Source organism: Streptomyces sp. NPDC001914, from assembly GCF_042891215.1.
Lineage (GTDB): Bacteria > Actinomycetota > Actinomycetes > Streptomycetales > Streptomycetaceae > Streptomyces.
Map to the genome: position 1 here is coordinate 1 of NZ_JBIASW010000014.1, position 22,454 is coordinate 22,454.

Consider the following 22,454-nt stretch of genomic DNA (forward strand, 5'->3'; position numbering starts at 1 on the left):
CGCCTCACCAGCGAAAACACGGTCTCCTGGCGCAACCCGGCACCGCAGACCAAACATCAGATTCCGGGATGAAACAACGGGAGAAAACGACCTCTGAGAGATGCCTTCGGTGCATCGGGAGGTATCGCTAGCGGCGTTGCGCTCGGACTGACCCGCAGTCTCTTCAAGGGCGAACTGGTCGCAGCCTTCCTCTGCCTTGCCGGGAAACAGCCCCGTGCTCCGCGCGGCAGGCCCGTGCAGTTCTGGAAGGCGTTGTGCGCCGCCGGTGCGCTTCTGGAGTTCGGTGACGACGACCGCGGCAGAGAGGCTCTTGCACGGTGCCGTCGGAGTCTGGCAGACGCGTCGGTCGTGGCGGACGGTCAGTGGTCATCGGGCGGGTGAGGTCCCCGTCTCTCTTCGACGCGGGTGTTCATTCTTCGCAGGGTTCACCCTTCGAGGGCCACGTTCACGCTCTCAAGTGCTGGGCGGGGTGTCGACCTGGAAAGTCGCTACGACAATCTTGGGGCCGCCGTCGTCCAGGTACAGGGTCTCTCGCACCCACTGGTGGAGGCCGAACGCGGGACCGCTTTCCGCTCGTACCTACGGGCTGGATGCCTTCTACCGCCAGCCGGGTATCCGCGGCGCCCAGGAGAAGGGTGGCGTCGAGAGCCAGATCGGCTGGTTCCGCCGCAACCATCTCGTCCCCGTTCCCGAAGTCGACACGGCTTGCCGAGCTCAACGCCATGATCGACTGGTGGGGATCTGGCCGCCGTAGCCAGCGCGTCGAGACGTACCAGGGGGACACTGGAGGCACCGTGTTGCGCACTCCCGTGATACCTCGCTTCTTGTGGTGCTCCTGCGGATATCGTGCCTGGGGACCCTCCATTGAGGTTGTGCAAGGGACCGGGGATCGTGGGCGAGACGTTTGACGTTGTGGGAGAAGCGCTGTGCTGCGCGGCCGCCATTCGTCAGGGCGGAGCCGTGCAGGTGCTTACCGAGCGATCCGGTCTGCTCGATCACTACATCCCGATCAAGGCGGGAGTGGAGAGCATCACGGCATTCCTCGACGGCCAAGAACTCGACGACGACCTGCTCGCCGATGCGTTTGCCGAGAGCTGGTCCCTGGGCGTCAGGTATCCGGCAGCGCTCGCGGGCCGTACCTTCGTCGACGACTGGTCGCGTCTGGCGTTCGCCACGGTGGGACTGACCAAGGCGAAGCAGCCGACATTCGGGCCGACCCAGGCGCTGGACTACGCCTCGCGCGCTGCGGCAACCTGGCCGTCCGCCGTCCGTATCGGCTCCTTCGACGGCCTGGCCCGCTTCGAGTTCGCTTGCCAGCAGGAGGCGCAGGACCGGCTGCGGACGGACGGTCTGGCTGCTCTGTGGAAACTGGCGAGAGACCGTTCGAAGCAGTACCGCCAGGTGGCGGAACAACTCATCGGGTAGCCAACGCCTCAGCCGCGAGCCTTCGATGGTCGATGACGGCAGCTCTGCCGGTGAGACGAGGAAGGCACCGTGCTGACCCGCCGATCCACGTCCGTCGTAGTCGGGCGGACGCGGTGACCTTTCGACGTGCCGCCACGGAGTCCCTGCCGGATCGCGTCGCGTGAATGTCACACCGGGGCTCTATAGTGATCGCGACCAAAGATGATCTTGGATGTCTCGGTCATCGTGGAACGAGGGGGATCGCACAATGAAGCACCGTACGAAGTCGGTACTGCGGGGTGCAGCAGTGGCGTTGAGCGCTGCCGTACTCATCGGCGTGGGGACGTCGTCCGCGAGTGCCAGGGTCGGCGCGCCCACCATCCGCTACGGGAACTCCGGTTTCAACGTGCAGTGCGTGCAGTACGCGCTGAACCACTGGAACTCGGCGCAGGGCAGGAACAACCACCTCATCAGCGTGGACGGCGTATTCGGTGACAACACGCTTGCCGAGGTCAGGAGATACCAGCAGGCCTACAGCCTGGACGCCGACGGTGTCGTCGGCCCGGTGACTGGTGGCCGCATGTACTGGGCGTGGATCGCCGGGGATCTCGACGGCCCGGCCTGCTACCAGGTGATGCCCACTCAGTCGTAGCCTCACCGGCGGTGCCGGGGCGGCGGCAGATGGCGCTGCCCCGGCCGTGCCGCGTCACGTTTTACGAACTGGTGCGTGATAGCGGGTGCGGTGTTGCTCCTCGCCGGTGGTGCCGCTGTGGGCGGAGTTGGCGACGTATCACCAGACCATGATCCAGCAGCCAAGATCAGACCCCAGGGTCACGTCCTGTGGCGTTGCGGCCAGGGATAGCCGAGCCGGCGGGCGAACTCCGGCGAGCCGCCGCAGACATCGGCGGCCATGCGTGGGTCAGACGCCGTGAGTTCCTCCAACAGCCGATCGGCCTGGTCGGCCGGGTCCTCACTGGAGATGTCCAAGGTCATCCGGAACTGGAGCCAAGGACGGCCATCCTTGATGGCGGCTCGGCCAGGGTGGAACAGGAGGAGATTGATTTGATCCGGCTCCCAGAGCCAGGCAGAGACCCTGCCAAGTTCACACCCCCAGCGCTCCAACCAGGCGGTGCGCTGGCGAAGCTCGTCTTCCAGGAGGCGGGCAACAGTCCTGGCCGGCCATTCCCAAGAACGGTCCAGCGTTGCGCGCTCCACCTCTGCTTGGTATTGCTGAGCATCGAACCTGAACTCTGGCAGGTCGATCTCATCTTCATCGGGGTTGCGCCATGCACCCCAAACTACCTGTTCGCCATCGCGACGGATCGTGACATACAGAGCACCGCAGCACCCTTCAGTGCACGTTGCCTCTGCCAAGCGAACCTCGCGCGGGGACGCGTGAGCATGAAGTGGCCCATCAGGGAACAGGAGATAGCGAGGGTCTTCGCCCGGCCCTTCCTCGAATACCTCAGCAACTACGTCTCGCCCTCCAAGTTGGGGGCGTACTTCCACTGCGCTTCCACGGGTCACCTGGTCGGGGACAACAACACTGAGGGCGAAGCTCTGCAGGTCAGGGGTCACGGAACAATGGTCGACCAGAGGCCGGACACTGTCATCCGCTTTCCCGCGAGCCATCCACGCTGGACGCCTTGGCCTCAATGAAGACAGCCCCTAGGGCACTCGCTTGGAGCGGGTGCTCATAACCGGCGTCGCCGCGAGAATACGGCCTGTGACGGATCCGGGCGAGGGCGATCGTCAGGAACGGTCAGCAGGGCCTATAGCACCTGTACTGTCTTCACGCCGGTGGTGATCAGGCTGCAGGCGCCCGTAGGACTCTTTTTTAGGCAGAGCCTCTTTTCCGCACCCTTGATGATGCCGACACGGCTTACCCTGAAGTCGAAACTGAGGGCTCCATCTGCCCACTTCGTCGCGCTTCCACCAGGGCCGATCTTGATGCGGAGGGTTCCGTCAGCCTGGATAGCGCCGAATCGGCCATCGTCATAGACGACGGACTTGGTATTTCTGAACAGCACCGGCCAGGTATTACCGTTCTTATACCGCAGCGTCCCATCGTTTTGAACGACAGCGACGACACCGTCCTCGATGTCGAATGTCCGGACGTCGCTCCGCAGCAATCGCCAACTGCCGTTGGTTCCTGTCTTGATGCGCAGCGTACTGTCGGCCTGCCTGGCAACGAACTTGTCGCCGTCCAGGTCGACAGCGGTGGCATTCCGCAGCATCAGCGGCCAGCTGTTGCCGCTCTTGTAGTGCAGTGTGCTGTCGGTCAGGATGACAGCGACTTGGTCGCCCTCAACACTGAACGACTTGACGCCGCTCCCGCGGATTCGCTTCCAGGCACCAGCAACTCCATTCCTCTGCCAGAGGGAACCGCCCTGCTGCGCAAAGATCTTTTCCTGGTTGACCTGAAAATTGGTGACACCGTGCATGATCGTCACCCAAGTGCCGGTGGTCTTCTGGACCTTCAGGTCGCCGTTTTCCTTCAGTAGTGCCATCAGGCCGACCTTGGTCGGCCCACAGCTCTGGCCCGTAAAAGAGGTTCCGCTCCATGCGCCATTACCGGCGCTCGGTCCATTTGTAGTCAAATCGGGTGCTCCGCAGATTCGCGCCCCGTGCCCGCCGTCGAATGGGACACCTCCGTTCCCGGTATCCCAGCAACCGTAAGACGACCACATCTGGAGGTGGATGTGCGCTACCCCGCGGTTGCCGCGCTGTCCCGGTGCGGCAACCGTGCCAACCCGTTGACCAGCATTCACGTTTCCACTGGTGATGGAGCTGTTGATGTGAGTGAGAGCCACGCTCTTGCCGTTAGTTGCGTTGATGCACAAGGTCCCGGTCGAAGCCTGGTAATAGTGGACGCTGCCACTGATCGGAGCACGGACGTTTCTGCCCGAAGCGGAATTTCCACACCCCGACCCGGTGAGGTCGAGGCCATACTGGGACGTCCCAGTATGGGAGACGTTACCTCCGTAGCCTTGGCAGATATTCCACCGCTGCCCGACGTCGAACGGCGGCAGAATGCTGCCGGTGGCAGCTGAAGCTGGAGACGCCGTCTCCCCCAAGGTGCCAGTCAGCATGCCAAGCACAGCGAAGGCTCCGACGGCATAAATCCGCAAGCGCTTTGCTGGATTCTTTCGAAGCTGCAATTTTATGTCCCCCTTGAGGTTATGCAGAGATCACGTGCGGGAGTTTATTGCCGGGTGTCACAAGAAAAGCACTGAGGCGGTTTCTCCCTCGGGTATTCAGTGGCCGGTAAGATCTGGCCCCGAACATGCTGAAGGCTACAGGGCGGGACGAGGCAGGTAGGCGCCGTCACCCTTGGCGAACGAATGTGCGGATTTTCAAAGGCCGGCCGGGGAACCATCCATGAATCACGGCTATTCACGCTCGCCGAACTGCGAGGAGACCCCTCGACTGCATCCGTGCGAACGGAAGGTCACCCATACGAGCGCGCTGTCCGAGTATTCGCGCCACCATGTCCGCTGGTGCAGCGGCTTCTCAGAGGGCATTGGATTGGCCCAGGGTGCCCGATGACCAGCACGGCGACAAGGTGAGGGCGAGGCCGAGGCTTGCTACCTCCGGGAACTTTTCCGGCATGAGCCCCCGGAGGTCAAATTCTCGGCCTGCGGTTTCTACAGGTGACTGTTCGACCTTTGCGGATTCGGGTGATCGCTGTGCAGCTCCGGTACTCGTTCCGCCTGTATCCGAGCGCCGGTCAGCGTGGGGCGTTGGCGGGGGCGTTCGGGTGTGCGCGGGTCGTCTTCAACGACGCGCTGCGTGTGCGTGAGGTAGCCCGTGCGGCGGGGCTGGGGTTTGTCACCTCGGCGGAATTGTCCAGGAACCTGACGGCCTCGAAGAGGACACCGGAACGCGTCTGGCTCGGCGAAGTGTCTTCGGTGATCCTTCAACAGTCTTTGCGCGACCTGGACGGCGCTTACCGGAACTTCTTCGACGGGCTCAAGGGAAAGCACCCGAGGACGGGTGCGCCGCGTTCAAGTCGAAGCGGGACAGCCGGCAGTCGCTCCGGTTCACCGCGAATGCTTCATGGCGGATCACACCGGGCGGGAAGCTGCGGCTGCCCAAGGTCGGCGACGTTACCGTGCGCTGGTCGCGCGCATTACCGTCCACGCCGTCCACGGTGACCGTGGTCAAGGACGCGGCGGGCCCGTACTTCGCGAGCTTCGTCGTGGAGACGGACGCTTGTGAGGTACTGCTGGGGACGACGCCGGAGATCGGCATCGACCTCGGCCTCGGGCACTTCGCCGTGCTCTCCGACGGCCGGAAGATCGACAGCCCGCGCTTCCTGCGCCGGGCCGAGAAGCGCCTGAAGAAGTTGCAGCGGGACCTGTCCCGCAAAGACGCACCCTGGTGAAGATCGGCCGGTTCGAATCGACCTCCCAGGTGTGCTCTGCGTGTGGCGTCAAGGACGGCCCCAAACCGCTGAACGTCCGGGAGTTGACGTGTCCGGCGTGCAAGACCGTCCTTGACCGGGACGTCAACGCGGCGGTCAACGTCGCCAAGGCTGCCGGACTGGTGGCATCAGCCTGTGGAGTGTAGGTGAGACCGGCACCCGTGGCGGCACAGCGCAGGGAAACAGGAACCCGCCAGGAGCTGCTCGCCGTGTCGCCGCAGTGGGAGCAGATGGAATCCCGGGCCTTCAGGCCCCAGAAGATGTCAAAGTGGGTTCTCCGATTCGGTGATCCAGGAAACTGTGAGGACTGCGAAGCATGGCGACCGAGACGTTCGAGTTCCAGGTGGAAGCCCGCCGACTGCTCCAGCTGATGATCCACTCGGTGTACTCGAACAAGGATGTCTTCCTGCGCGAGCTCGTCTCCAACGCCTCCGACGCGCTCGACAAGCTGCGTCTGGCCGCGCTGCGGGAGGACGGACTCGACGCCGACACGTCCGACCTGCACATCGAGATCGAACTCGACCCGCAGGCCCGTACGCTCACCGTGCGGGACAACGGCATCGGGATGTCGTACGAAGAGGTCGGAAAGCTCATCGGCACGATCGCCAACTCGGGCACCGCCGCCTTCCTCCAGGAACTGAAGGAGGGCCAGGACGCGGCCGGGGCCGAGGGGCTCATCGGGCAGTTCGGTGTCGGCTTCTACTCGGGCTTCATGGTGGCCGACGAGATGACCTTGGTGACCCGGCAGGCCGGGGAGTCCAAGGGCACCCGGTGGTCGTCGCGCGGCGAGGGCACGTACACCCTGGAAACGGTCGACGACGCCCCGCAGGGCAGTGCCGTCACGCTTCACCTCAAGCCGGCGGACCCCGACAACCAGCTGCACGACTACACCTCGGCCTGGAAGGTCAAGGAGATCGTCAAGCGGTACTCCGACTTCATCACCTGGCCGATCCGGCTCGTCCCGCCGGCGGCCGACGGCGAGGACACCTCCGAGCCCGAGACGCTGAACTCGATGAAGGCCCTGTGGGCGCGCTCGCGCGACGAGGTCTCCGACGACGAGTATCACGAGCTGTACAAGCACGTCAGCCACGACTGGCGCGACCCCCTGGAGACGATCCGCCTCCAGGCCGAGGGCACCTTCGAGTACCAGGCGCTGCTGTTCCTCCCGGAGCACGCGCCGCACGACCTGTTCACCCGGGACTTCCGCCGAGGCCTGCAGCTCTACGTCAAGCGTGTACTGATCATGGACGACTGCGAAGCGCTTCTGCCGCCCTATCTCCGCTTCGTCAAGGGCGTCGTCGACGCGCAGGACCTCTCGCTCAACGTCTCGCGGGAGATCCTTCAGCAGGACCGGCACATCCGGATGATCCAGCGCAGGCTGACCAAGAAGATCCTGTCCTCCGTCAAGGAGATGAAGGCCAACGACGCCGCCAAGTACACGGTGTTCTGGCGGGAGTTCGGAGCCGTGCTGAAGGAGGGCCTGCTCAGCGACACCGACAACCGGAACGCCCTGCTGGCCGTCGCGTCCTTCGCCGGTACGCACTCCCAGGACGCCCCGACCACCCTCCAGGAGTACGTGGAGCGGATGCAGGACGGGCAGGACGACATCTACTACATGACCGGCAAGTCCCGGCAGACCATCGAGAACTCTCCGCACATGGAGGCGTTCCAGGAACGGGGTATCGAGGTCCTGCTGCTCACCGACCCCGTCGACGAGGTGTGGGTCGACGCCGTGGGCGAGTTCGAGGGCAGGCGGTTGCGGTCCGTCGCCAAGGGCGAGATCGATCTCGGCGACCAGGGCGGCGAACAGGCCGACGGCGAGCGGGAGAAGCAGGCCGAGACGTACGCGGCTCTCCTGGGCTGGATGAAGGAACACCTGGGTGAGGAGACGAAGGACGTCCGCCTGTCGACCCGGCTGACCAGTTCGCCGGCCTGCGTCGTCTCCGACGCGGATGATCTGACTCCGGCGCTGGAGAACATGTACCGGGCCCTTGGCCAGGAGATCCCGCCCAGCAAGCGCATCCTCGAACTCAACCCGGCCCACCCGCTCGTCCAAGGCCTGAACAAGGCACACAAGGAGACAGGGGACCGCACCGAACTCGCCGAGACCGCCGACCTGTTGTACGGACTCGCCGTGCTCGCTGAAGGTGGGCGGCCCAAGGAGCCGGGGCGTTTCGTGAAGCTGGTGGCGGAGCGACTGGAGCGCACCCTGCGCTGAACCGGACGGCGGAGCCGCGCAGGCTCACGCGTGCCGCGGCCCGTGGTCTCGCGGGCCCACCATCTCGCGGCCCATGGTCTCGCGGGCCCACCGTCTCGCGGCGCGGGACGGCGGGGCCGTCATGGGCATGGCCCGCGTTGGCCCATGGTGCGTCATGGGCCATGGCCGTCATGGGCGTGGTGCGTCATGGGCCACCGGCCCGGAGCTCCCGGCTCTCCGGTTCGCCCTCGCCCTCGCTCTCGGAGCGCAGCGCGTCGCGGAGCCTGCGCAGGTCGTCGGCCGGTCTTCCCAGACCGTTGAGGTGGAGCCGGGCCGCCTCGCCGCGTGGATGCCGGTGGGTGGGGAAGGCGAGGTCCATGGCCTCGCGCATCATCCACTGGTCGTAGGCCAGTAGGCGTCCCGCGTACTCCTGGGCACGGACGAGGTCGGCCTCCGTCAGCACCAGATCCCGTACCCGCGCGTGCAGCCGGTGCAGGGCCACGCACTGGCGTCCGGCCTCCTGGGCGGTCTGCCCGGACAGGGGGCCCGGTTCGCCGCAGGCGGCGACCACCCGGTCCGCCGGAGTCTGTGCCGCCACGGCCTCGTCCAGCAGTGCGGCGAGCGCCCGCAGCTGGGCGGCGCGCGAGGGGCGAACCGGTGCGGGGCGGTGGCGCCGCTTCAGGAGGAGACGTACGGCACTGCGGCGCAATACACCCGCCTCCCGCCCGGGCGTCGTACCTGGCGTCATGGCTTCTCCCGGTCTGGCTTCCGGATCCTGCCCGTCGGCGGTGCTTCCCTCCGTGATCGCGAAGCGCCTCGGCGGCACACCCCGGTCGGGAGTGCCCTTACCAGTGTGCGTCACCGCCCGGTGGCGGTGGCGCCGCGGAGGCTTCCGCCGCCGGCTCTGCGTCCTGTACAAGGTCAAGACGTCTGGATGAGCCGACGACATCACGCTCGGCGGAGGGTAGCTTCTTGCGCGTGGCGGATCACCAGGACGAGACCAGGACGGCCTACGACGGGGTCGTCGAGCTCTATGCGTCGATGTTCGCCGACCGGCTGGAGACACAGCCGTTCGCGCGGGCCATGGTCGGCGCCTTCGCCGAGCTGGTGCGCGAGACGGGGAACCTGAGGACGGCCGATGTCGGATGCGGGCCCGGCCATCTGACCGCCATGCTGCACGACTTGGGGCTGGACGTCTTCGGGCTCGACCTCTCCCCGGCCATGGTCGAGCACGCCCGGCGGGCTCATCCGGCGCTGCGGTTCGACGAGGCGCGCATGGAGGCCCTGCCCGTCGAGGACCGCGCGCTCGGCGGAGTACTGGCCCGCTACTCGATGATCCACACCCCGCCCGCGGAGTTGCCTGCGCTGCTCGACGAGCAGGTGCGTGTCCTGGCGCCGGGGGGACTGCTCATGGTGTCGTTCTTCGGGACCGAGGGTCCGGAGCCGATCCGCTTCGATCACAAGGTGGCTCCCGCCTACAGCTGGCCGGTCGACCGGTTCGCCGAGCTGCTGGCCGGCGCAGGGCTCGTCAAGGTCGCCGAGCTGACGTTCGACCCGGTCTCCGAACGGGGTTTTCTCGACGCCCACTTGATCGCCCGGGTCCCGTAGTCCCCTGACGGGTGCCTGGGGCCGGGCCCCCGGGTGACGGCTCCATGCCTGTGAGTTACCTCACCCGTCGTCGGCGGCGCCCGTCGCGACCTGCCTGGCCAGCCGCCCGTAACTCCCGTCGCGCAGAACCTTGTTGGCAGGATGCGTCAGTGAACTGTCATTGCAGTCAGTCGGAGATCCGATACAGGCTGTGACCGTGGCAGAGCGACGTGTTGTTGTGGTGGTGTACGAGGGCGCCATGGCGCTGGACATCACCGGACCGATGGAAGTGTTCGACATCGCCAACAGGCTCCTCGATCCGGGGGCGGCCCGGTACCGGATCGAGCTGGTCTCCGCCGACGCGCCACTGGTGCGTACGAGTTCGGGCGTGAGCGTGGGGGCCATGCCCTTGGAGGCGGGGCAGGGTGCCATCGACACACTCCTCGTACCAGGAGGCTGGAGCGTCGGTGAGGCGCTGCGGGACCAGGTGCTGATCTCGTGGATCGGCACGGCGGCGGCCCGGTCGCGCAGGGTCGCGTCCGTGTGCGGTGGGTCCTTTCTGCTGGCCGAGGCGGGCCTGTTGGACGGCAGACGCGCCACCACGCACTGGGCGTACAGCGACACGATGGCCTGCCGCTATCCGGCGGTGACGGTGGACGCCGAGCCGATCTTCATCTGGGACGGCCCCTTCGTCACCTCGGCGGGCGTGTCGACCGGGATCGACATGGCGCTCGCCCTGGTGGAGGCCGATCACGGAGCGGCGCTCGCCCTGGAGACGGCACGGTTTCTCGTGCTGTTCCTCAAGCGGCACGGAGGGCAGTCCCAGTTCAGCGCTCTGCTGGACGCCCAGTTGGCGGACCATCCGCCGATCCGGACGGCACAGGAGTGGATCCTGGAGAACCTCCACAACCCGTTACCCGTGGCCGAGATGGCCGAGCGGGCCAATATGAGCCCGCGCAACTTCGCCCGGGTCTTCCGCCGCGAGGTCGGCACCACTCCCGGGCAGTACGTCCAGCGCACCCGGATCGCCCGCGCCCGTGAGCTGCTGGAGAAGACCGATCTGCCGATCAGCCAGATCGCGGGCCGCTGTGGATTCGCCGCCCCCGAGACCTTCTTCCGCTCCTTCGGGCGAAGCCTGGGTGTCACCCCGAAGGAATACCGGCACCGCTTTCAGGTCATCACGTCGTCCGGTCTCGTCGACCGGCGTCACGAGAGGGACGGGAGCCCCGTATGACCACCGCGGCGGACGCACCCGAGACCGGGACGGTACGCATGGTCGACTACTTGGCCGGCGAGCTCGCCCGGGCCGGGGTCACCCACCTGTTCGGTGTCGGCGGCGCGAACATCGAGGACCTGTACGACGCCGTGCACCGCGGCGGCACCGTCCAAGGCGTTGTCGCCAAGCACGAGTTCTCGGCCGTCACCATGGCCGACGGGTACGCCCGGACCACCGCGCGCCCCGGGGTGGTCGCCGCCACCTCCGGCGGTGGCGCGATGAACCTGGTGCCGGGGCTTGCGGAGGCGTACGCGTCCCGGGTGCCGCTGCTCGCCCTGGTGGGCCAGCCTCCGACGGCTCAGGAGGGCCACGGCGCGTTCCAGGACACCAGCGGCAAGGGGGACTCCTTCGACGCGGGCGAGGTCTTCACCCCGATCTCCCGCTTCTGCGCCCGGGTCGAGGACGCGGACTCGCTCGTGGAGCTGTTGCCACGGGCGATGAGGGCGGCGCTGACCGAGCCGCGTGGGCCCGCGGTGCTGCTGCTCCCCAAGGACGTGCAACAGGCTCGGCTTCGCGTGCCGGACCGGGATGCGGCGCCGACAGGAGCCGCGCAGGCGCGGGCCGGGCAGGCGGGTGCGGCACCCGGACCGGCCGCGCTGTCGCCGGACGTTCTCTCCGAGGTGACGGAGACCCTTCGCGCCGCGGACACCGTCCTCGTCATCGCCGGAGAGGGCGTCGCCTCGGCTGACGCACGGGCGGAGCTGTCCGAGCTGGCCCAGAACCTCGGCGCGTGGGTGGCCGTCACCCCGGACGCCAAGGACGTCTTCGACAATCGAGACCCACGGTTCGCGGGCGTGGCCGGCGTCATGGGCCACGCCAACGTCGAACACTGTCTGCGACGGGCCGACGTGTGCCTGCTGGTCGGCACTCGGCTGCCGCTCCTGGCGCGCGGCGGGCTGGAGCGGGCCCTCGCCGCCACCGACGTCGTGTGCCTGGACTCCGAAGAACCGTTCGTGGCGGGTAAGGCGCTGGTCGGGGACCTGCGGGGCGCGCTGCGCGCGGTGACCGGCCGGCTCGCGTCGAGTCCACGCGCCTGCCCCCGCCACCCCGGCCCCCTGCCGGCCCCCGCCGTCACACCCGCCGTCACCCCGGACTCCCCGGACGCCCACGGTCGGATCCTTCCGTACCCCCGGGCCCTCGCCGCCGTGGAGGCGGCACTGCCCGAGGACGCGCACGTCTTCGTGGACGCGGGGAACACCGGTGCCAGCGCGGTCCACCTGCTTCCGGCTCCGCGCCACGGCCGCTTCGTGGTGGCGCTCGGCATGGGCGGCATGGGCTACACCTTCGGTGCGGGCATCGGTGCCGCGCTCGCCACCGGGCGCCGCACCTACGTGCTCGCCGGCGACGGCGCCTTCTTCATGCATGGCGCGGAGGTGCACACCGCCGTGGAGCACGCCGCGCCCGTCACCTTCGTCGTCTTCAACAACAACGCCCACGCCATGTGCGCGCTGCGCGAGGAGTTCCTTCAGGGCGGTGTCCGCGACGACGACGTGTTCGGCCGGACCGACATCGCCGCGGGGGTCGCCGCCGCCTTCCCGTCCCTCGACGTCACGGGTGCCGAGAACGCGGCGCAGCTGCGCGAGGCGCTGCTGCGCGGGAACGCGGGCACCGGTCCCGTTTTCGTGGCAGTGGACTGCGACCCCAAGGAGATCCCTCCGTTCCTGCCCTTCCAGCCGTTCGCCGAAGCCACGGGCGGTGCCGACCGCGCCGACCGTCCGGAGCGTGCCGACCGCGCGGAACACGCCGAACGTGGTGCCCGTGCGGAACAGGCCGATCGTGCCGAACCCGCCGACAACGAGGAGAATGCAGATGAGCGACGCGTCGTCCGCGCCGGCTGACATCCCGGGCCTGATGCGGATCGAGAACCCCGGCCGGGACGAACTGACTGCCCACTGCGTGGAGTTGACCCACTCCGTCTACCCGCATCACCAGGTCTACGGGCAGTACTGCACCATCCATGAATACGTCGACTGCCCGCCCGAACTGACCTACGACTACCTCCGCCAGGGCCACCACCTGGAGGAATGGACGTGCAGTCTGCGGGACTTCGCGCCCTCCGGAACGCCCGGACTGTGGGTCGGGCGCGACCGGCTCGAGGACGACACCAGGATCTACTGCAGGACCGTCGCCAACCCCGAGGCCATGACCGTGGATTACCACTGTTCCTGGGACCAGGGCGACAAGCTGTGGATGATCTACCTGATGCGTGTCGTGCCGGCCCGACTCGTGCTCGACAAGCCGGGATCGGTGATCACCTGGACCAACTGCCGCCATCCCTACTACGACACGAACCCGCACCCCGGTCTCGCACCCCGCCCCGACCGGCCCTGGGTGGGCGACTACTGGGACCTGTTCTACGCGGGCCACACCGTGGAGATGAACAACCTCAAGGCGATCCTGGAACACCGCCACCGCAACGGCCAACCGGTCAGCGTGGCTCCCCCGAGGGCGGTGGCCCGATGACCACGGTCAGCCTCACCGACGTCGCCGGCTACCTTCCGGGCGATCCGGTCCCCGCCGAGTTCTTCACCGAGTACCCGGGCGCCGAGGACAAGCTGCGCGGCCACCCCATGTTCAAGGTCCCGCGGACACGGCACCACGTCGCCGCGGACGAGACCAACACGGACATGATCGAACGTGCCGTGCAGCCGCTGATCGAACGGCACGGCAGGGACGAGATCCGAGGCGTGGACGTCCTGCTGGTGCACAGCCAGCTCCCGGACCTGCCGTTCGTCGGCGCGGGCACCGAAGTGGCACGCCGACTGGGCCTGAACCCGGAGTGGCTGGTCGACGTCGCCAACGCGGGCTGCGCCTCCTTCGTGTACATGCTCAAGCTGGCTCGGCAGATCCTCACCACCACCGACGCGAGCACCGCGCTGATCTGCAACGCGCAGAGCGCCGCCGGCCAGTGGTGCACCCAGTCCGAGGTACGCCGGCTGGCGCAGGCCGCGATCCCGGGTGACGGCTGCGGAGTGGGATGGGTGACGACGTCGGCCGGTGCTCCGGTCCTCGACGTGGAGACCCGGCACATCGGCGAGCACGCCGGCGACATGACCCTGGCGGTCGACGACGGCCGCAAGTACTGGGAGCCGGGGGAGTCCCAGTTCCGGATCGGCTTCACCGACGCGAGTGTCGCCAAGGTGCTGGCCCGCGGCAACCGGCTGGTCCCGGAGGTGATCACGGACCTGTGCCGACGGCTCGGCGTGGCGACCGGCGACATCGACGTGCTCGTGACCAACCAGCCGAACCGCACCTTCCTGCGCAACTGGGCGGAGGCGCTGGAACTGCCCGCCGAACGGCACCTGAACACGTTCGACGAGTGCGGCAATCTCTTCGGCGCGGCGATCCCGGTCACCCTGGACCAGGCGATCACCTCGGGCCGGGTGAAGGACGGCGACCTCGTGATGCTCGGCGGATTCGCCCATGCCGGGGACTTCGCCGGAGCCGCCGCCGTGCGCTGGTCCGGCGGGCGGGGGTGACGTCCCGGCGGTGATCGCTCGGGCGAGGGTGGCTTCCCGACCGAGGGTCGAGCGAGGGCGACTTCGTGGCCGGGGCCCTGAAGCGCGACTTCGCGACCGGGGTCGAGCGAGTGCGACCTCGCGACCGGGGCCGCGGGAGGGCGACTTCGCAACCGGAGCCGCGGGAGGGCGACTTCGCGGCCGGGCGGCGAGCGAGGGCGCGTTGGTGGCCGGCGGCCGCGTTGGGTTCGTAGCATCGGCGGCCGTCGTCCCGTCGTACGAGGTGATCAGCCGCCGATGACGCCGTCAGCGTGATGTTCGGGCGCGAACGCAACCGCGGAGGGCCTCGCGGTGATCTCGACAGGTGGTTCGCAACACATCGGTGAGGAGACAGAGATGACCCCCTGGAACAGTGAGACCCTCGGTTCCCGCGCCTTCGTCGACCCCTATGCCGTGCACCACCGTGACACCGCCGTGCCCGCTCAGGCGCAGCGCCGCGACGACGGCGACTTCCTCCTCGCGCCTCCCAACCCCGCCCACCGCCTCGCCTACACCCTCGACCCGCGGGACGAGCGGCGGCTGGCCCTGCACGCGACCCTCACCGCCGCCGGCATTCCCCCGATGCCCGAGGACCGTGCGGTCATCGAGCAGATCAGCTCCCTCCCCGCGGGCGTCAACGAGGTCCTGCAGCGCTGGCTGCACCACACCCTGTGACCAAGAACGCGAAGTCCGCGGTCGTCCGGCCCTCAGGGTTCGACGTAGTGGACGGCCTGCATCATGCCGAGGTCCTCGTGGTGGAGCTGGTGGCAGTGGGCGATGGTGTGCCCGGTGAAGTCCTCGTACCGGACGAGGAAGGTGACCCGGTCGCCGGGTGTGCCGCCGTTCAGGCCGATCGTGTCGTGCCAGACGGGCGGGTCGAGCCGTTCACCGTTGCGGTGGGTGACGAGGAACTGGTTGGTGTGCAGGTGGAAGGGATGGCTGTGGGCCGGCAGGCTCTCGTCGGTGCGGACGGTCCAGCGTTCGACGGTGCCGAGCGTCAGGGTGTGGTTCGTGTGGCCGGGGTCGAACAGACCGTAGGCCGGGTCGCGGGTGAGGTCGCCGCCGGGGTGCGCCGCGGGGGTCGGGTTGCTGCCCAGGATGCGGAAGGCGTTCGGAAAGGCCCCGGTGAACGCACCCGCGTCCGTGTGGAACACGACCTCCCGGTCGGCCCCGGGATCCGAGATGTCCCGCTCGTCGAGGAAGGGTCTGCCCGGGGGCAGCGAGAGGGGCAGCGCCATCGGCGGTTCCACGGGTTCTCCGGCGACCTCGATCGTCATCAGGGGCACGGGCACCGCACGGTCCCGCAGCTCGTACGTGCCGGGTGCGCCGCCCCGGATCAGGACATCGGCCCGGTTGCCCATGGACAGCTCCACCATGTCCAGGGCGACGGGTCCGGCGAAGGCGACGCCGTCCTGGGCGATCTGGTGCATCGTCAGGCCCCCGTGGTCCCCGGTGACCTGAAGCCGCAGAGCGGTGAACGCGGTCGCGGCGACCAGCCGCCATCGCTGGACCTCGCCGGGGCGCAGGTGGAGGGTGGGGTTGACCGTGCCGTTGACGGTGAAGGTGGAAGGGACGCCGGTCGTCCACCCGCCCGAGGTGAAAGCGGGGACCTTGCCGTCCTTGAACTTGAGCTCGTTGACGCAGACGACGATGTCGGCGGCCGCCTTGATCTGTGGGACCTCGTCGATGTCGCCTTCGACGATGATCACTCCCGCCATGCCGCCGAGCACCTGCTCGGCGGTGGATCCGTGCAGGTGCGGGTGGTACCAGTACGTTCCGGCCGGGTGGCCGGCCGGAACGTGGACAGTTGTCGTGTAGCGCGGCTCCGGGGCGCCCGCCGCGTCCTCCTCGACGGTGCGCGGTGCGAACTCGCGCAGCACGTTGTCGGAGTGTCCGGACGGGCAGACGTGCATCCCGTGGGTGTGCAGATTGAAGCTGTTGGCGTGGTGCGGCACGTTGTGATCGCCACTGTGGGGTGCGTTGGGCGGGAGCCCGTTGACGTGCGTCAGCCGCAGGACGTCCCCGCCCCGCACACGCAGGGTCGGCCCCGGGATCGTCCCGTTGTAGGTCCGTGTGGTCACCCGTCCGTAGCCGGGGACGGAGACGTCCGTGAACCGGACGTCGAGTGTCTGCGCCAGGGCCGGCGGCGACGCCGGGCCGGGTGCCGGCCGCGAGGTGCGGACGGCGGGCTGCGGGAAGGACGCCGCCACAGCCGCCGCGCGCCGCCCCGCCGACGTCTCGTCCATCGCCGCCGCGAGACCGGCTGCGGGGAGGGCCTTGAGCACCGACCGACGGCTGATTCCGATACTTCGTCCCATGTTTGGCCAATTTAGGTCAATTCGACCAGGAGTCCGGACGGCACACCGCGGCGCCGTCTCCGGCCCTGAGCGCGGGTGTCATGCCGCCGGGCTCTCCGACGTGTCGCGCGGAAGGTCGTACACCGCCCAGTCGGTGAGGGCGCGGTAACCGAGGCGCTGGTAGAGGGCGTTGCTCGTGGGGTTGGACAGGTCCGCGAACAGCACCACGTCCCTCGCGCCCGCGGCGAGCGCGGCGCGGCTCACCTCGGATGTCACAGCGCCCGCGTATCCGCGACCGCGCCGGTCGGCCGGCGTGTAGACGATGTCCACCTGGATCTGGCCGCCGATCAGAGGGTTCATGCCCGCGACGGAGACGGGAGTGCCGTCCGGGGTCTCCCAGAGCGTGTAGCGCTTGTCGGAGAAGCGGGTGTCGGCCCACGTGTCGGCGCTGATGGACACGTTCTCTCCGACAGCCCGCGCGAACTCGCCGCACCAGAACAGGGCTTGGTCGAGATCCTGCTCGCCCAGGACGCGGCTGCGGCCCGCCGGCATCGGCTCCGGTGGGGTGAGGGTCTCGAGGCGGTACAGCCGGAGCCGTGTCTCGCGCAGTTTCGGGTTCGCGCCGGTGTGCCGTTGCCAGGCCTCGGCGAAGAGGGTGGCCGTGCGGTGGTCCGCGCTGACGTGGGGAACGGGGTCCCCGAGGGAGGCCAGGCGGGCGGCGAGGGCGTCCGCCTGCTCGGGCGTGAGGGGGGAAAGGCCGAATCCCTTGGGTGGGAGACGATAGAACGTGGCCCGGACCTCGCCCCTCTGTTCCAGCACGCCGAACAAGGGCGCCGCGGTGCCGAACGCGTTCGCCCCCCGCTTGCGGATCCTCTCGGCCCAGGTGAGCTGCATGATGTGCCGGCCGGGCCGTGAGCGCAGGAAGTGTCCGGCGCGGGCCAGAAAGGCGTCGACGTCTTCGGTGAGGTGCCAGTCATCCGGTCGCATGACTCATGATCCCAGTGTCGTGAGCACACCCGTCGGCTTTCCGTCAGGAGGAGGCGCTCCGCGTTCGGGCTATCGTGGCTCGTTCGAACAGGCCAGGGAGGTCCCGCACCATGAGCAGCACCACGTCGTCGTTTCCCGAGCGGATCGAGCTCTCGGGGGAGGGGCTCGTCCTTCGCGACTGGACGAAGGCGGACCTGACGGCGATGCCGGAGCTGTTCGACCACCCCGACATCGCGTACTGGACTCCGATCGTCTCCCCCTTCGACGAGGCCGCCGCCCGCGCACGCCTGGACCGTGACCGGGAGCTGCGCGCGCAGGGCACCGCCGTCCTGCTCGCGATCACGGTCGACGGCGGAGCGCCGCTCGGCGAGGTGATGCTGCGGCGCGCCCCCGAGGGCACGGAGATCGGCTACGCGGTCGGCCCGGCGCACCGCGGCCAGGGGCTGGCGGTACGCGCGGTACGCGTGATGGCCGCGTACGCCTTCGAACAGCTGGGCGCGGAGCAGGTGATCCTGGAACTGGAGGCCGAGAACGCCGCCAGCGTGGCCGTGGCCACCAAGTCGGGCTTCGAACTTCTCGACGTGCCGCTGATCACGGGCGAGGAGAAGGGCCGCCCCTTCACTCTGCAGACGTGGGGCCTGAAGCGCCCCTGACCGGCGGGCCGCCTCACCGGGGGGCCGGTGGATATCCGATGGTGGCCGGGGCGGCCGGACGGGATCATGGACCGCCGGCGTCCCGGGCGAGGGGCGGCGGTCGTCGACGTCCCGCCCCTCGGAGGCTTCCCGCATGACTGTTCCGCCGCTGGTCCTCCGTGTGCTGGGCGACGGGCCCTTCGCCGAGACGGGGCTGCCGAGTCTGGCCGTCGTCGACGACCGTTCGCGGCGGGTCGCCGTGGCGAGGGACGTCGGGGCGCTTCAGTGGAGTGGGTGCGGGACGGCGCAGTCGTGCTGGACCGGGCACCGGATCGGCGTCTACGACAGGGACGCGCTGCGGTGCGAACACCTGGTGAGATCCAGGTATCCCGTGCGTTCGCTCGCCTTTCACCCGGCCCTGCCGCTGCTGGCGGTCGGCACGGGTCGCTACGACGGTGGCTACTCGTTCGAAGGCGAACTCCTCCTGCTCCACCTGGACTCCGGCACCGTGGTGTCGGTGCTGCGCCACGAGCGGGAGGTGCTGGGCGTCGCCTGGCTCACAGAGCGGGAGCTGCGTCTGGTCCTGGCGCCCTGTGACGACTGGGAGAATCCGGACGCGCACGAGCAGGGGCACACGGTCGCGGTCTCCCGCCACGACTGGAGCGCGGTGCGGTCGAGGGCGATCGAAGCGGAAGAGCTCGCGGCTCCAGCGGGGCCGGCCACGCGCCGGGACCACCGGGCGCGGACGCGCCGCTTCCTCGCGGACCTCGCGTCGGCCGCGGGCCGGCGGTGGTCGCCCCGGCGTCAGGTGTGGGCCGTCGAGAGCGGGGAGGGCGGTCGCGTGCTGGCCGCGCTGGACGGGGTTCTGGCGGAGTCGTGGCTGCCGTCGGGCGAACGGGACTGGGTGGTCGAGGACGAGGAAGGCGGCCGCCAGCTGGTGCTCTCCTCCGACGGGACCTCGGTGTGGACCAACGCCGAACGCCGCCCGCGCCGCCGGGACGGACGGCGGGAGCGGGGCGCGCCCTGGATCGCCCGCGTCGCCGTCGACACCGGCGAGGTACTGGAAACGCTGGACCTGGACCGGTCCGGGACCCTGGTCGCCGGTGGCAGCAGGGTGCTCGTGAGGCCGACGGACCGTGTGCACGGGCGTTCCGGACGGCCGGCGGTCTTCGACCTCGACGCCCGCGAGGAGGGCCCGGAGGTCGGCGCGTTCGACCTGGTCAACCACGCGTTCCCGGTCCGGCGTGCGAGCAGCCCGTACGTTCTGGTGGGCACACGACCGGACGCGCCGCACGAGGACAAGTGGATCGTCGCCGTAGGTGCGGACGGGACGGCGCGGCCACTCGTCCCGCACTCCTGGGAGCCGCGGGAGCACCACTTCGGCGGTCCGGCGGCCGAGATCGGGCGTTCCTTGGTGTACGCGGGCGCCGTCCACGACGGCGTCGGCCTCCAGCCCGGCGGCGCCTACGTCGTTCGGCGGTCGCTCGACGGCGCGGCGCGGTGGCAGCACCGTATGGATCATCCGGCCACCGCGCTCGACGTCGACGAGGACACGGTCTACGTCGCCTGCAACTCGGGTGCGCTGACCGCACTGGACGCCGACGACGGCACCGTCCGATGGCACACCGGGCTCGAGATAGACGGCACCCCGACCACGGCGCTGTCGCTCGCGGTGACCCCGCACGGGCACCTGCTGATCGGCACGGTCGACGGCCGGATCCTGGAGTGCTCGGTCCGGCAGTGACGGATGACGAGCGTTGTTCTGCAAGAAATCGACTTTGACTTGCAGGATCGCTACTGAATCCCGGAAAGACGTGTTCGACGTCTTGTCCGGGTGTCCCGCCGCGCCCTAATGTCCCGGTACGCAGCGGCACGGCTGATTCCCCGCCGTGCCGCCGCGCACCGAGCTGCCCTCGGTGTTCCTCGGCTCCGAGAGAAACGAGAATCCGATGGCGCGGTACACCACCCACGCGGCTGCGGAGCGGGTCGGCCGCCCCGTTCGAAGACCGGTCCGGACGGTCGCGGCGGTGGCCGCCGCGGCAGCGGGACTCGTGCTCGTGCTCGGTGCTCCGGCCCCGGCGGCCTCCGGGCGCGGCGCCGGCGAAGGAGGCCCGACGGCCTCCGGGCGCGGCGGGGGTGCTCCCGCGGTGACCCGGGCCGGACTCGATCCCGCCCTCGTCGCGGGGCGCGGCGCCGCGGTGGACTTCGCCGAGCAGGAGGCGGAGAACGCCTCGACGAACGGCACGGTCATCGGCCCCGACCGCACCGCCTACACCCTGCCCTCCGAGGCGTCGGGACGTACGGCGGTACGTCTGAAGCCGGGCCAGTACGTCGAGTTCACCCTGCCGCGCGCCGCCAACGCCCTCACCGTGCGCTACAGCATCCCCGACGCCCCCAAGGGCGGCGGCATCACCGCGCCCCTCGACGTCTCCGTGGACGGCCGGCACCGCACCACGATGACCCTCACCTCGCGGTACTCCTGGCTCTACAACCAGTACCCCTTCAGCAACGACCCCCGGGGCGAACTGCTGCACCCCGACTGGTGGATCACCGAGTGCGGCTGTGTCCCGGCCGCGACCACTCCGGCGCCCACGATCGACAAGCCGTTCAGGCCCAGCCACTTCTACGACGAGCAGCGGCTGCTTCTCGGCAAGCGGTACGCGGCCGGTGACACCGTCCGCCTCACCGCGCCCGGCAACAGCGCCGCGGCCTGGACCGTGATCGACCTGCTCGACACCCAACTCGTCGGTGCGCCCCACGTCGAGAAGGGTGCCGCGAACGTGCTCGCCTTCGGCGCCGACCCCACGGGCCGGAGGGACGCGGGCGACGCCTTCGACCGGGCCATCGCCTACGCCAAGAAGCGGCACCTCAAGGTGTACCTGCCGCCGGGCACCTACCAGGTGAACCGTCACATCACCGTGGACGACGTGACGATCGTCGGGGCGGGGAGCTGGTACACGGTCGTGAAGGGGCACCAGGTCACCCTCGACACCCCCGCGCCGGACGGTTCCGTCCACACGGGTGTCGGCTTCTACGGCAAGGACGCGGCGGACGGCGGCAGTCACGGTGTCCACCTGTCCGGCTTCGCCGTCGAGGGCGACGTCCGTGAACGCGTCGACACCGACCAGGTCAACGCCGTCGGCGGAGCGCTCAGTGACTCGACGATCGACGGCCTCTATCTCCACCACACCAAGGTCGGCATGTGGTTCGACGGGCCGATGACCGGTCTGCGTGTCACTCGCACCGTGATCGCCGACCAGATCGCCGACGGCCTCAACTTCCATACGGGCGTGACCGACTCCAGCGTCTCGGACACCTTCGTCCGCAACACCGGCGACGACGGTCTGGCCATGTGGTCGGAGAAGACCGGCGACGCGCGCAACGTCTTCGCCCACAACACCGTGCAGAGCCCGGTCCTCGCCAACGGCATCGCGCTGTACGGCGGCACCGACAACACGGTCACCGGCAACCTCATAGCGGACCCCGTCAGGGAGGGCAGCGCCATCCAGGTCGGCTCCCGCTTCGGAGCCGAGCCGTTCACCGGACACCTGCGGATCACGGACAACACCACGGTCCGCTCGGGGCCGTTCGAGCTCAACTGGAAGATCGGTCTCGGCGCCATCTGGTTCTACGCCCTGGAGCGGGACATCGACGCCGACATCGAGGTCACCGGCGACCACTTCCTCGACAACACCTACAACGCGGTCATGCTCGTCTCCGACTTCCCGGTGAAGGACAAGTACGCGATCCGGGGCGTCCGCTTCAAGGACATCCGCGTGGACGGCACGGGCACCTCCGTGCTCAGCGCACGCTCCGCCGGCTCGGCGTCCTTCGAGAACGTGGACGCCCGCAACGTCGGCGCGGTCGGCATCAACAACTGCGGATCCTTCAACTTCCCCGCCTCCGGATCCGAGTTCACGGTGAACGACCTCGGCGGCAACGACGGAGGCGGCACGACCGGCCCTTGGATGGCGTCCTGGGAACTGCCCAACACCATCACCTGCGACGACCGGCCGCCGGTGGTCCAGCCGGCCGCGCCAGCGCCCTGGTGAGGGACGCCGGCCACTGACCCGTACCGCCGAGGCGGCGGCCGACCCCCATCGGCCGCCGTCCGCCGCCCGCCGAGAGCCACCGGGCCGGCGAAGCCGGTA

General features: G+C 68.9%; 17 protein-coding genes and 1 pseudogene. 13 read left to right on the forward strand and 5 right to left on the reverse strand.

The window, feature by feature from the left end:
• The first annotated feature begins 891 nt into the window (after window positions 1-891).
• Complete coding sequence (locus ACFYYF_RS31205) at window positions 892-1,425, forward strand: hypothetical protein (RefSeq protein WP_388780828.1); 534 nt, start codon at window positions 892-894, stop codon at window positions 1,423-1,425.
• A gap of 247 nt (window positions 1,426-1,672) precedes the next feature.
• Window positions 1,673-2,056 carry a peptidoglycan-binding protein gene (locus ACFYYF_RS31210; protein WP_388780829.1) on the forward strand — a complete coding sequence of 128 codons (384 nt, stop codon included), beginning with the start codon at window positions 1,673-1,675 and terminating at the stop codon, window positions 2,054-2,056.
• Between the two features lie 179 nt (window positions 2,057-2,235).
• Here the strand turns inward: ACFYYF_RS31210 and ACFYYF_RS31215 are convergent, their stop codons facing one another.
• Window positions 2,236-2,778, reverse strand: a complete 543-nt coding sequence (locus tag ACFYYF_RS31215; RefSeq protein WP_388780830.1) for a hypothetical protein — start codon at window positions 2,776-2,778, stop codon at window positions 2,236-2,238.
• 398 nt (window positions 2,779-3,176) lie between these two features.
• Window positions 3,177-3,914, reverse strand: coding sequence for a hypothetical protein (locus ACFYYF_RS31220; RefSeq protein ID WP_388780831.1), 738 nt, complete (start codon window positions 3,912-3,914; stop codon window positions 3,177-3,179).
• Window positions 3,915-5,093: 1,179 nt separating this feature from the next.
• Between ACFYYF_RS31220 and ACFYYF_RS31225 the strand changes: the two are divergent.
• Window positions 5,094-5,973 (forward strand): annotated as a pseudogene (locus ACFYYF_RS31225) (RNA-guided endonuclease InsQ/TnpB family protein); the annotation flags it as partial.
• 173 nt (window positions 5,974-6,146) lie between these two features.
• Window positions 6,147-8,048, forward strand: coding sequence for a molecular chaperone HtpG (gene htpG / locus ACFYYF_RS31230; protein ID WP_388780832.1), 1,902 nt, complete (start codon window positions 6,147-6,149; stop codon window positions 8,046-8,048).
• 184 nt (window positions 8,049-8,232) lie between these two features.
• Here the strand turns inward: htpG and ACFYYF_RS31235 are convergent, their stop codons facing one another.
• Entirely contained in the window at window positions 8,233-8,775 is a 543-nt protein-coding gene (locus ACFYYF_RS31235) for a hypothetical protein (protein ID WP_388780833.1), read from the reverse strand.
• 230 nt (window positions 8,776-9,005) lie between these two features.
• On the opposite strand from ACFYYF_RS31235, the gene ACFYYF_RS31240 reads away from it, so the two are divergent.
• The 6 genes from ACFYYF_RS31240 to ACFYYF_RS31265 all read left to right on the forward strand — a co-directional run bounded on the left by ACFYYF_RS31240 (window position 9,006) and on the right by ACFYYF_RS31265 (window position 15,062).
• Window positions 9,006-9,635 carry a class I SAM-dependent methyltransferase gene (locus ACFYYF_RS31240; protein WP_388780834.1) on the forward strand — a complete coding sequence of 210 codons (630 nt, stop codon included), beginning with the start codon at window positions 9,006-9,008 and terminating at the stop codon, window positions 9,633-9,635.
• Between the two features lie 196 nt (window positions 9,636-9,831).
• Entirely contained in the window at window positions 9,832-10,848 is a 1,017-nt protein-coding gene (locus tag ACFYYF_RS31245) for a GlxA family transcriptional regulator (protein WP_388780835.1), read from the forward strand.
• Window positions 10,845-12,728, forward strand: a complete 1,884-nt coding sequence (locus tag ACFYYF_RS31250; protein WP_388780836.1) for a thiamine pyrophosphate-binding protein — start codon at window positions 10,845-10,847, stop codon at window positions 12,726-12,728. Before ACFYYF_RS31245 ends, ACFYYF_RS31250 begins: the two co-directional genes overlap by 4 nt.
• Complete coding sequence (locus tag ACFYYF_RS31255; protein WP_388780837.1) at window positions 12,700-13,353, forward strand: SRPBCC family protein; 654 nt, start codon at window positions 12,700-12,702, stop codon at window positions 13,351-13,353. The genes ACFYYF_RS31250 and ACFYYF_RS31255 overlap by 29 nt, the downstream gene beginning before the upstream one ends.
• Window positions 13,350-14,369 carry a 3-oxoacyl-ACP synthase III family protein gene (locus tag ACFYYF_RS31260; protein WP_388780838.1) on the forward strand — a complete coding sequence of 340 codons (1,020 nt, stop codon included), beginning with the start codon at window positions 13,350-13,352 and terminating at the stop codon, window positions 14,367-14,369. The genes ACFYYF_RS31255 and ACFYYF_RS31260 overlap by 4 nt, the downstream gene beginning before the upstream one ends.
• 375 nt (window positions 14,370-14,744) lie before the next feature.
• Window positions 14,745-15,062, forward strand: coding sequence for a hypothetical protein (locus ACFYYF_RS31265; RefSeq protein WP_388780839.1), 318 nt, complete (start codon window positions 14,745-14,747; stop codon window positions 15,060-15,062).
• 32 nt (window positions 15,063-15,094) lie between these two features.
• Here the strand turns inward: ACFYYF_RS31265 and ACFYYF_RS31270 are convergent, their stop codons facing one another.
• Both ACFYYF_RS31270 and ACFYYF_RS31275 read right to left on the reverse strand, forming a co-directional pair.
• Window positions 15,095-16,705, reverse strand: a complete 1,611-nt coding sequence (locus ACFYYF_RS31270) for a multicopper oxidase family protein (protein ID WP_388780840.1) — start codon at window positions 16,703-16,705, stop codon at window positions 15,095-15,097.
• Between the two features lie 78 nt (window positions 16,706-16,783).
• Window positions 16,784-17,671: a GNAT family N-acetyltransferase gene (locus ACFYYF_RS31275; RefSeq protein WP_388780841.1), complete on the reverse strand. Its 888-nt coding sequence runs from the start codon at window positions 17,669-17,671 to the stop codon at window positions 16,784-16,786.
• A gap of 110 nt (window positions 17,672-17,781) precedes the next feature.
• Between ACFYYF_RS31275 and ACFYYF_RS31280 the strand changes: the two genes are divergently transcribed.
• From ACFYYF_RS31280 to ACFYYF_RS31290, 3 genes are all read left to right on the forward strand, one after another.
• Window positions 17,782-18,324, forward strand: coding sequence for a GNAT family N-acetyltransferase (locus ACFYYF_RS31280; RefSeq protein WP_388780842.1), 543 nt, complete (start codon window positions 17,782-17,784; stop codon window positions 18,322-18,324).
• A gap of 133 nt (window positions 18,325-18,457) precedes the next feature.
• A complete protein-coding gene (locus ACFYYF_RS31285) occupies window positions 18,458-20,047 on the forward strand; it encodes a hypothetical protein (protein ID WP_388780843.1) in 1,590 nt (529 codons plus the stop codon).
• A 205-nt stretch (window positions 20,048-20,252) separates the two neighbouring features.
• A complete protein-coding gene (locus tag ACFYYF_RS31290) occupies window positions 20,253-22,355 on the forward strand; it encodes a glycosyl hydrolase family 28-related protein (protein ID WP_388780998.1) in 2,103 nt (700 codons plus the stop codon).
• Window positions 22,356-22,454 lie beyond the last annotated feature (99 nt).